The organism is Sphingomonas sp., from assembly GCF_048594985.1.
GTDB lineage: Bacteria > Pseudomonadota > Alphaproteobacteria > Sphingomonadales > Sphingomonadaceae > Sphingomonas_I.
Map to the genome: position 1 here is coordinate 1 of NZ_JBMDXG010000175.1, position 10,378 is coordinate 10,378.

The following is a 10,378-nucleotide window of genomic DNA, read 5'->3' on the forward strand; positions in this document are numbered from 1 at the left end:
GCGTCGCGCGCTCGACCGCGAAGCCGTGGTTCATGCTGGTGATCTCGACCGCGCCGTCGCTCAGCCGCTTGACCGGGTGGTTGGCGCCGCGGTGACCTTGGAACATCTTGGTCGTCCGCGCCCCCACCGCCAGCGCGAGCAATTGGTGGCCGAGGCAGATGCCGAAGATCGGTTTGCCGACCTCCAGCAGGTCGCGGATCACCGGGACGGCATAGGCGCCGGTCGCGGCGGGATCGCCCGGGCCGTTCGAGAGGAACACGCCGTCGGGCGCGTGCGCCATCACCTCGTCGAAGGTCGCGGTCGCGGGCACCACCGTCACGCGCGCGCCGGCGGCGACGAGGTTGCGCAGGATGTTGCGCTTCAAGCCATAGTCGATCGCGACGACGTGCGGGCCGTCGGGGTTGGCCGAATGCGCGGCATAGCCTTCGCCCAGCGTCCACAGGCCATCGTCCCACTTGAAGCTCTGCGTGGTCGAAACCTCCTTGGCGAGGTCCATGCCCTCCAGCCCCGGCCATCCGGCCGCCCGCGCGCGCAGCGCGTCGATGTCGAACTCGCCAGCCGCATTGTGCGCGATCACGCCGTTGGGCGCGCCCTGGATGCGGATCGCGCGGGTCAGGGCGCGCGTGTCGACGCCCGACAGGCCGATCCGGCCGTTGTTGCGCAGCCACGCGTCGAACCCCTGCGTCGCGCGGAAGTTGGACGGATCGGTCACGTCCTCCCGCACGATGCAGCCGAGCGCGTGGGGGTTGATCGCCTCGATATCCTCAGGGTTCGCGCCGACATTGCCGATATGCGGGAAGGTGAAGGTTACGATCTGCCCGGCATAGGACGGATCGGTCATCACCTCCTGATAGCCGGTCATGGCGGTGTTGAAGCACACCTCGCCCACCGACGCGCCCTCCGCGCCGAAGCCGCGACCCCAGAGGACGGTGCCGTCGGCCAGGACGAGAACGCCCGTGGCTCCTTCCGGCGCGCGTGTTGGCGTGGCGTCGGCCATGATGGGCAGGCACTCCTCGTGGGGTTGGCAGCAATGTCGCTAAGCGCCGCCCGCTAAGCCCCATCCGCGCGCGGGTCAACTCTACCAAGTCTCGTCCGCCCCGGCTACGATTGCGGTTTCCGATTCCGCAGAGAGCATGATGATCCGAGACGAGGTGAAGACGGCGCAGATCGCCGCGATGAAGGCCGGCGACAAGCCGACGGTGAACGCGACCCGCCTGATCCAGGCCGCGATCAAGAATCGCGACATCGAATTGCGCACCGCCTCCTCGACACCCGACGACGACGTGGTGGTGACCGAGGTGCTGCAGAAGATGATCAAGCAGCGCCGCGAATCGATCGAGCTGTACGAAAAGGGCGGCCGCCAGGAACTGGCCGACGCGGAAAAGGCCGAAGTCGCGGTGATCGAGCGCTTCCTCCCCGCGCAGATGAGCGAGGCCGAAGCCGCCGCCGCGATCGACGCGATCGCGACCGAACTGGGCGCCGCATCGGTCAAGGACATGGGCCGGGTGATGGCGGCGCTGAAGGAACGCCACGCCGGCAGCATGGACATGAGCAAGGCCAGCGCGCTGGTGAAGGCGCGGCTGGCGGGGGGATAGGGCGGGTCCCACAAGGGGAGCGGGCCTGCATCTCGGCGTTGTGGGGAGACCCGTGCTTCGACTTCGCTCAGAACGAACGGTTTGGTTGGGGTTGCCAGCCGTCGAACCTTCTTTTCCGATCTTAGCTCCGCTCGTCCTGAGCAAAGTCGAAGGACGTGCCCCACGCGGTGCCATGTGTTGAATAGGGCTATGGTTCTGGACATACATCCTCCGCTGTTCGGACGGACGGTATTACACCGGCCACACGGACGATCTGGAGCGCAGGATCGCGCAGCACAGGCATGGCGGCTTCTGCGATTTCACCGCCCGGCGGCAACCAGTCGAGCTGGTTTGGTCGGAGAGTTTTCCGAGCCGTCTAGAAGCTTTGGAAGCCGAACGCAGGATCAAAGGGTGGTCGCGTGCCAAGAAGGAAGCGCTCATCGTCGGCGATTTGACACGCCTGCATGACCTGGCGAAATCGTCCGCAGCCCGTGCTTCGACTGCGCTCAGCACGAACGGGGGTTGATCGACAGGCGCTCCCCCTTCCCGGTCACCGCACTTCATGCTAGGTATAATGCGGCCATGGCGTCCGCCGCTCAGGCCCACCGAACCGATGCGATCGCGCCCCGTCGTTCGGGCGGGGGCGGGCTGCTGTCCCCGGCGTTCATCGACGAGCTGCGCAATCGCACGACGCTGTCGACGCTGATCGGCCGATCGGTCCGGCTCCAGAAGGCCGGACGCGAGTTCAAGGCGTGCTGCCCCTTCCACGACGAGAAGAGCCCGAGCTTCTACGTCAATGACGAGAAGGGCTTCTATCACTGCTTCGGCTGCGGCGCGCATGGCGACGCGATCCGTTTCCTGACCGAAAGCAGGGGCCTACCCTTCATGGACGCGGTCAAGGAACTGGCGTCCGCCGCCGGCATGGACCTGCCCTCGCCCGATCCTGCGGCACGCGCACGCGCCGAGCGGGCGAGCGGGCTGATCGGCGTGACCGAGGCGGCGGCCGGCTGGTTCCGCAAGCAGCTCGACGGGATCGAGGGGGCGAACGCGCGCGCCTATCTCGACCGGCGCGGCATCGGCGCGCATGCGCGCGACACGTTCGGGATCGGTTTCGCGCCCGACGGCCGCAACCGCATCGCCCCCGCGCTCGACGGCGCGAAGGACGCGGAGCTGGTCGAGGCCGGGCTGCTGATCAAGCCCGAGGATGGCGGCCGCGCCTATGACCGCTTTCGCGGGCGGCTGATGATCCCGATCCGCGACGCGCGCGGACGCACGATCGCGTTCGGCGGGCGCATCCTCGACGCCGGCGAGCCGAAATATCTGAATTCGCCCGACACGCCTCTGTTCGACAAGGGGCGCACCCTCTTCAACCTCGATCGCGCGGGGCCGATCGCGCGCAAGAGCGGCCGCGCGATTGTGGTCGAAGGCTATCTGGACGTGATCGCGCTCGACCAGGCGGGCATCGGCGAGGCGATGGCCCCGCTCGGCACCGCGCTGACCGAAGCGCAGATGGCGCGGCTGTGGAGCCTGGTCGACGCGCCGATCCTCTGCTTCGACGGCGACGCCGCCGGGCGCAAGGCGAGCCTGCGCGCCGCGCACCGCGCGCTTCCGATCCTGCGCCCCGGCAAGACGCTGCGCTTCGCGCTGCTGCCGCCCGGCAAGGACCCCGACGATCTGGTGCGCGCGGGCGGCGCGGAGGCGTTCGAGGCGGCGATCGCCGATCCGGTGCCGCTCGACGTGCTGCTGTATCGCGAGGCGCGCGATGCCGACGATATGGCCCGGCCGGAGGCGCGCGCGGGCCTGCGCCAGACGCTCAACGACCTTGCCGCCAGTTGCGGCGACCGGCTGGTGGCGGAGGAGTATCGCCGCGCGCTGACCGCCCTGTTCTTCGAGGATTTCGGCTGGAAGCGCGACGAGCGCCGCACCATCGCCAGCGCGGTCCTGCGCGCCGCCGTCCCGCACGAGCCGCGACGCGAGCTGCGCGACGCCTATGTCGAGGCGATGCTGTACGGGCTGTCGCGCCGTCCGGCGCTGATCGCAGGCCATCTCGACCAGATCGGGGCGATGCCGATCGGCGACGAGAAACTGCGCCGCTGGCGCGATGCGCTGGTCACGGCGGCGTGGCGCCACCCTACTCTTGATAGCGACGCGATCCCCTCCATATTGGAGACTGCGTTGCTGCCCGAAGTGTTGAAGGCAAACCTGCAGGAAAGACTGCGCTTTCCGTTCATCGATCGCGACATTACGGGCGATCGGGCGGAGGCACAGCTTGCGGGGTTGATCGACACGTTGTGCGCCGAGCGCGAGCTGGAGGATCAGCTCGCGATGCTGGATGCCGATGCCAAGGGGGCGGTGGCGGAAGGCGACGGGGATCGCTACGGGCGCGTCGAGAGTGAGCGGGCGGATGTACGGGACCAGCAGCAGAGGCTGCTGGAGGCCGCGTTCGCCCTGGATGAACAAGACTAGGGTCGAAGAGGTAGCATGGCGAAGAACGGCATGGTGGCGGAAGCGGGCGAGAAGGTCGAAGGCGATGCTCCGCTGATCGACCTGAACGACGCGTCGCTGAAGAAGCTGATCGCGCGCGCCAAGAAGCGCGGCTACATCACCTATGACGAACTCAACGAGGCTTTGCCTCAGGACCAGATGGCGTCGGAGCAGATCGAGGACGTGATGTCCGCCCTCAACGAGATGGGCGTCAACGTCGTCGAGAATGAGGAAGCCGGCGAGGACGGCGAATCCCAGCCGCAGGACGACGACACGGCCGAGGACGGCGCCGAATCCGGCGACGAGACGGTCACGACCTTCACCGCCACGCCCAAGAAGGAGACGGTCGATCGTACCGACGATCCCGTCCGCATGTACCTGCGCGAGATGGGGGCGGTCGAGCTGCTCAGCCGCGAGGGCGAGATTGCGATCGCCAAGCGGATCGAGGCCGGCCGCGACACGATGATCCAGGGGCTGTGCGAGAGCCCGATCACCTTCAACGCGATCATCGACTGGTCGACCCAGCTCAACGAAGGCACGATGCAGCTGCGCGAGATCCTCGATCTCGATGCCATGGTTTCCAAGGGCCCGACCGCCGAGCAGGTCGAGGGCGCCGAGGACGACAATGGCGAGATCAGCGAAAGCGCCGCCGGCCCCTCCTTCAAGGAGGAAGAGGAGCCGGAAGAGACGCAGTCCGAGGACGAAGAGGATTCGATGGTCGAGCGGCGCGCGCCGCGCCCGTCGGACGACGACGAAGAGGACAATACGCTCAGCCTCGCGCAGATGGAGGAGCAGCTCAAGCCGCAGGCGCTCGAGCGGTTCGCGACCATCACCGCGCTCTATCAGACCTTCTCGCGCCTGCAGGCGAAGCGCGTCGCGGCGCAGGGCCTGGGCGACGATTTCCCCAAGGCCGAAGAAGCGAAATATCAGGACCTGCGCGAGCAGCTCACCGCCGAGGTCGAGAGCGTCAAGTTCCACGCCGCCAAGATCGAGCATCTGGTCGACCAGCTTTATTCGTTCAACCGCCGGCTGACGGCGCTGGGCGGGCAGATCCTGCGTCTGGCCGAGCGCCATCGCGTGCCGCGCAAGGATTTCCTCGACCGCTATGTCGGGCACGAGACCGAAGAGGGCTGGCTCCAGTCGGTCGCGGGCATCGACCGCAAGTGGACCGCGTTTGCCGCCGAGGAAGCCGAGCCGGTCGAGCGGATCCGTGTCGAGGTGGGCGAGATCGCGCAGGCCACGGGCATGGCGTTGACCGAATTCCGGCGCATCGTGAACATGGTGCAGAAGGCGGAGCGCGAGGCGCGCATCGCCAAGAAGGAAATGGTCGAGGCCAATCTGCGTCTCGTCATCTCGATCGCGAAGAAATACACCAATCGCGGACTGCAGTTTCTTGACCTCATCCAGGAGGGGAATATCGGCCTGATGAAGGCCGTCGATAAGTTCGAATATCGCCGCGGCTACAAGTTCAGCACCTACGCGACCTGGTGGATCCGGCAGGCGATCACGCGCTCCATCGCGGATCAGGCGCGCACGATCCGCATCCCGGTCCACATGATCGAGACGATCAACAAGCTGGTCCGCACCAGCCGCCAGTTCCTGCACGAAACCGGCCGCGAGCCGACCCCGGAGGAACTGGCCGAGCGCCTGTCGATGCCGCTCGAGAAGGTTCGCAAGGTGATGAAGATCGCCAAGGAGCCGATCTCCCTCGAAACCCCGATCGGCGACGAGGAGGACAGCCATCTGGGCGATTTCATCGAGGACAAGAATGCGGTCATTCCGGTCGATGCGGCGATCCAGGCGAACCTGAAGGAAACGGTCACCCGCGTCCTGGCCAGCCTGACCCCGCGCGAGGAGCGCGTGCTGCGGATGCGCTTCGGCATCGGCATGAACACCGATCACACGCTGGAGGAAGTGGGCCAGCAGTTCAGCGTGACGCGCGAGCGCATCCGTCAGATCGAGGCGAAGGCGCTGCGCAAGCTGAAGCACCCGTCGCGCAGCCGCAAGATGCGCAGCTTCCTCGATCAATAACGCTGGACGCACGGCCGGTCGAAGGGCCGGCCGCCCGCTTGCCCGCATCGCTACGATCGGCGGTGCTCCCATGGGGCGCCGCCGATTGTAGTTGGGCGTCAACGCTTCGGCCAGACCGGTCCGACGACGCCTCCGATCATTTCGCGGGTGTAAGTAAAGTCATGCCTAACGCCCTCATAACCTTATCTTTACGGCGTTCCGTTAGAGCCTGTCTGCGAGGGGGGTGTTGATGTCCGGGGAGGGCATCGCCTCAGGAGCAGATCATGTCCGCCGTCCTCCAATCAGCGTCCGTCGATCTCGGCGAAATGCTGGTCGCCATTGCCGCATCGGAGGGAAGCGCCAGCCACCCTTATACGCACAGCTACGCGCTGAACGCGGATCCGTTCGCCAACCGCAATCTCGCCGATGTGCTGCACCTGCTGGCGATGCTGTACGGGCCGCAGCCGGGACTGGTCGAACTGGCCGCCGACCGTAACGTGGCGCCGGAGGCGGATGACTGGTTCACGCATGCCGCGCGGGGCTTTTCGGCCGAGCGCGCCTACCTGGCACAGCTCATCGTCGCCGCCGGCCCGGGGCCGAGCACGCCCGGCGAGGGCGACACCGCCGCCGCCATCCTCGATCAGCGCCGCGCCATGGCGACGATCGCCGCGTCCGATCGCTTCGGTTGCGCGCTCGGCGCGGCGGCCGGACTGGTGCTCGACTGGCAGGCGGTTCGGGCGGTGCTCGACACCGCCGCAGCGCGCATCGGAATCGATGCGGCTCCGTGCGATCTCCCCGACGAGGCGGAGACCGCCGCCATGCTCGCCCGCGTGCCGGTCTCACCGCGCTTCGACCGCGCGATCACGTTCGGCGCGCGCCAGATCCTGGCGCAGCAGCGCGGCCTGTGGGACGTACTGGAAGCGCGGACGAGCGCGCGGGGCGCGCACTGATCTTCACCTGCTGAGGTTCAAACGCTGGGCACGTCCGACGGTCGGTACAGCGTGCCCCCTGTCATTGGAGCCGGTACACCCGTTGTTCCCGGAAAGCTGATCGGCAGCCCCTTCAGCGAGCGCACCGCCATATAGGCGAACCCCTCCGCCTCGGTCGCGTCGCCGTTCCAGCCAAGCGCCTCGATCGGCTCGGGCCTTAGACCGCACGCATCGCCGATCATCGCCATCAGTGTCGGGTTACGCCGCCCGCCACCCGCCACGATCAGCCGCCGGGGCGTCCCCACGAACGCGAGAGCGCGCTTGACGGTCTCGGCGGTGAAGCGGGTCAGCGTCGCGGCCCCGTCGGCCGGCTCCAGTCCGAGCACCGGCACGATCGTGAAGTCGGCGCGGTCCAGCGACTTGGGCGGGGGCAGATCGAACCAGGGGTTTCCTAGCATCGCCGCGAGCACAGCCTGATCGACGCGGCCCCGCCCCGCGAGCGCGCCATCCTGATCGAAACGCGCGCCTGCGACGCGTTCCACCCAATCGTCGATCAGTCCGTTGGCGGGACCGGTGTCGAACGCGGCGAGGTCATCCCCCTCCCCGATCCACGTCAGGTTCCCCACGCCGCCCAGATTGAGCACCGCCACCGGCTTGTCGAGATCGGCGGCCAGCGCGCGATGATAGACGGGCAGCAGCGGCGCGCCCTGCCCCCCTGCCGCCACGTCGCGGACGCGCAGATCGCCGACCACTGCGATGCCCGTCGCCCGCGCCAGCCGATCAGGCTCGCCGATCTGCCACGTCCAGCCGCGATCGGGCCGGTGCGCGACGGTCTGGCCGTGAAAGCCGATCACGTCGATCTTCCCAGGCGCGAGGCCCGCCGCGCGCAGCAGCGCCGCCACCGCATCGGCATGCAGATCGGTCATCCGGAGCGCGGCTTCGTCGATCTCCGGATGCGCGACCGGTCGATCGAGCGAGAGCGCCACGCGCGCCGCCGCCGCGAGCTCGGCGCGGGACGCGGAGTCGTAATCGCGCCCGTGAAAGGCGATCGGCCGCACCGACGCTTCGCCATCCGTCTCGATCAGCGCCGCGTCGATCCCATCGAGCGACGTGCCCGACATCAGCCCGATCGCCAGCATCAGGCCGGCAGCTCGACCGTGCTGAACGAATCGGCGGGAAGCGTGAGCTCGATCATGCGGTTGCCGAGCATCAGCTTGATCGGCGACGGCTGCGCCAGCGCATTGCTGAGCACAGCCACGACGGCCCCGTCTCCGGCGAAGGCGAGCACGTCGTCATAGCCCATCGTGCTCGTCGCCTCGATCCGCGCCATGCCGGGGCGGACGAAGTGGCTGAGGTGCTTCATCAGCCAATATTCGTGATTCCACGTGGCGGCCTTCGTCTGGATATCGACCGTCAGCAGCGAATTCTGGCGCCAGCCCCAGCGACTTTTGCCGCCCGGCTCCAGCGCAATATTCCAATATTGGTAAGCGCTGGCGCCATTGCGCAGATACAGTTTCATCAGCGACCAGGCGTAGCGGGCGTAGCGCCAGTCATTCTGGCCGTCGCCGCATTCCTGCTCGGTCTGGTAGATGGGCAGGTCGGGATGGGCCCGATTGATGAAGGGGACCGCCCCCTTGCCCGCCCACTGCGCGCCGACGCCCTTGATGAGCGGGCCGGCCTGCGGATCGGCAAAAACGGTCTCGAACAGAGCGGGATCGGGGCGTTCGAGCGTGCCGAAGAAGATGTCGACGCCGCGCGCGCCCATCTCCTTACCCAAGTGCGGCAGGAAACGCGCCAGGCCCTGCGGCGTCCAGCAACAGGAGGGGAAAGGCTGGGCCGAATTGAACTCGTTCTGCGGCATGACCATCGAAATCGGGATGCCGCGCGCTTTGTAGGCATCGACGAACTTGCCGAAATAGCGGGCATAAGCGTCGAAATATTCGGGCTCCTGGATGAACCAGTCCTCGCCCTCCTTGCCCTCGGCGCCTTGTGGCAGGCCGTTGTCGGGCCAGCCCGGCTGGTTGTGCGCCATGGCATAATGGCCGTTGCGCTTCATCCAGCTCGGCGGGCTCCACGGCGAGGCCCAGAGTTTCAGGTCGGGCCGGTGCCGCCGCGCAGCGCGGATGAACGGCACGAGGCCGGTATCGTCGCGGCTGATCGAGAAATTGCGCAAAGCGAGATCGTCGGGCGTTTCGTCATAGGAATACCAGTCGCGCGCGAAATCGTTGGCGCCGATCGGCATGCGGCACAGGTTGAACCGCGCGCCGTCGGGGCCGAACAAATCCTCCAGCACGCGGTCGCGCTCGTCATCGGGCAGGAGCAACAGCGCATCCCAGCCCATTTCGTTGAAGCAGCCGCCAAAGCCGACCATCGTCTGATGCCGGATTTCGTGGTTGAGGACGACGTCCGCTTCCTCGCCTAAGCGGATCGGGCGGACCTGCGCGCCCTCATTTTCCTTCCATGGCTGCGTCTGGGTCGTGACGACCCAGCGCGGCCCTTCGGCGGCGAGTTGAAGCTGCGCGCGCGCAGGCTCGAACAGGCCGGCGGCAAGCCCGGCGCAGGCGGCACCCTGCAACAGCGAGCGGCGATCCATCTCCATCGCGACGGTATGCGTGCGCAGGCCGGCGGCGGCAAGCCCGGCGGCATGCTTCGTCGGATGACGCGCGCGGCCGCGCATGCTAGGCGCCCGCCCGCAATGGCCCAGTACAACTCCGCCCTTCTCCGCCTGCTCGACGAGCGCGGCTATATCCACCAGGTCACCGATGCCGCCGCGCTCGATGCGCTGGCGGACAGGCAGATCGTGCCGGGCTATATCGGCTTCGATCCGACCGCGCCGTCGCTGCATGTCGGCAGCCTCGTGCAGATCATGCTGCTCCGCCGGCTCCAGCAGGCGGGGCATAAGCCGATCGTGGTGATGGGCGGCGGCACCGGCAAGATCGGCGACCCGAGCTTCAAGGACGAAGCGCGCAAGCTGCTGACCGAGGATGGGATCAAGGCCAATGTGGCATCGATCCGTCGGGTGTTCGAGAAATTCCTGACCTTCGGCGACGGGCCGACCGACGCGATCATGGTCGACAATGCCGACTGGCTCGACCGGCTGGAATATATCCCCTTCCTGCGCGACGTGGGCCAGCATTTCTCGGTCAATCGGATGCTCAGCTTCGATTCGGTGAAGCTGCGCCTCGACCGCGAGCAGTCGCTGAGCTTCCTCGAATTCAATTACATGATCCTCCAGGCCTATGATTTCCTGGAATTGTCGCGGCGCGTCGGCTGCCGCCTGCAGATGGGCGGATCGGATCAGTGGGGCAATATCGTCAACGGGATCGAGCTTGCCCGGCGGATGGACGGGACCGAGGTGTTCGGCGTCACCACGCCGCTGAT

Annotated in this window: 9 protein-coding genes; 6 read left to right on the plus strand and 3 right to left on the minus strand. The window is 67.3% G+C overall.

Annotated elements, in window-relative coordinates; genetic code table 11:
• Positions 1-997, minus strand: a 997-nt coding sequence (gene carA, locus ACOJSF_RS06540) for a glutamine-hydrolyzing carbamoyl-phosphate synthase small subunit (protein ID WP_420141410.1), incomplete at its 3' end; no start/stop codon positions are given.
• Between the two features lie 139 nt (positions 998-1,136).
• On the opposite strand from carA, the gene ACOJSF_RS06545 reads away from it, so the two are divergent.
• The 5 genes from ACOJSF_RS06545 (at position 1,137) to ACOJSF_RS06565 (ending at position 7,018) form a co-directional block, all read left to right on the plus strand.
• A complete protein-coding gene (locus ACOJSF_RS06545) occupies positions 1,137-1,595 on the plus strand; it encodes a GatB/YqeY domain-containing protein (protein WP_420141417.1) in 459 nt (152 codons plus the stop codon).
• Positions 1,596-1,848: 253 nt separating this feature from the next.
• Entirely contained in the window at positions 1,849-2,100 is a 252-nt protein-coding gene (locus ACOJSF_RS06550; RefSeq protein WP_420141418.1) for a GIY-YIG nuclease family protein, read from the plus strand.
• Between the two features lie 56 nt (positions 2,101-2,156).
• Complete coding sequence (gene dnaG, locus ACOJSF_RS06555) at positions 2,157-4,040, plus strand: DNA primase (RefSeq protein WP_420141411.1); 1,884 nt, start codon at positions 2,157-2,159, stop codon at positions 4,038-4,040.
• A gap of 15 nt (positions 4,041-4,055) precedes the next feature.
• Positions 4,056-6,089, plus strand: coding sequence for an RNA polymerase sigma factor RpoD (rpoD, locus tag ACOJSF_RS06560; RefSeq protein ID WP_420141412.1), 2,034 nt, complete (start codon positions 4,056-4,058; stop codon positions 6,087-6,089).
• A gap of 263 nt (positions 6,090-6,352) precedes the next feature.
• Positions 6,353-7,018: a DUF6975 family protein gene (locus tag ACOJSF_RS06565; RefSeq protein ID WP_420141413.1), complete on the plus strand. Its 666-nt coding sequence runs from the start codon at positions 6,353-6,355 to the stop codon at positions 7,016-7,018.
• A 17-nt stretch (positions 7,019-7,035) separates the two neighbouring features.
• Here the strand turns inward: ACOJSF_RS06565 and ACOJSF_RS06570 are convergent, their stop codons facing one another.
• The gene (locus ACOJSF_RS06570) at positions 7,036-8,136 is read right to left on the minus strand and encodes an anhydro-N-acetylmuramic acid kinase (protein WP_420141414.1); all 1,101 of its coding nucleotides are present in this window, start codon (positions 8,134-8,136) and stop codon (positions 7,036-7,038) included.
• Complete coding sequence (locus ACOJSF_RS06575; protein WP_420141415.1) at positions 8,136-9,674, minus strand: glycoside hydrolase family 30 protein; 1,539 nt, start codon at positions 9,672-9,674, stop codon at positions 8,136-8,138. Before ACOJSF_RS06575 ends, ACOJSF_RS06570 begins: the two co-directional genes overlap by 1 nt.
• Positions 9,675-9,692: 18 nt before the next feature.
• On the opposite strand from ACOJSF_RS06575, the gene tyrS reads away from it, so the two are divergent.
• The coding region (gene tyrS / locus ACOJSF_RS06580; protein ID WP_420141416.1) for a tyrosine--tRNA ligase at positions 9,693-10,378 on the plus strand (686 nt) is incomplete at its 3' end.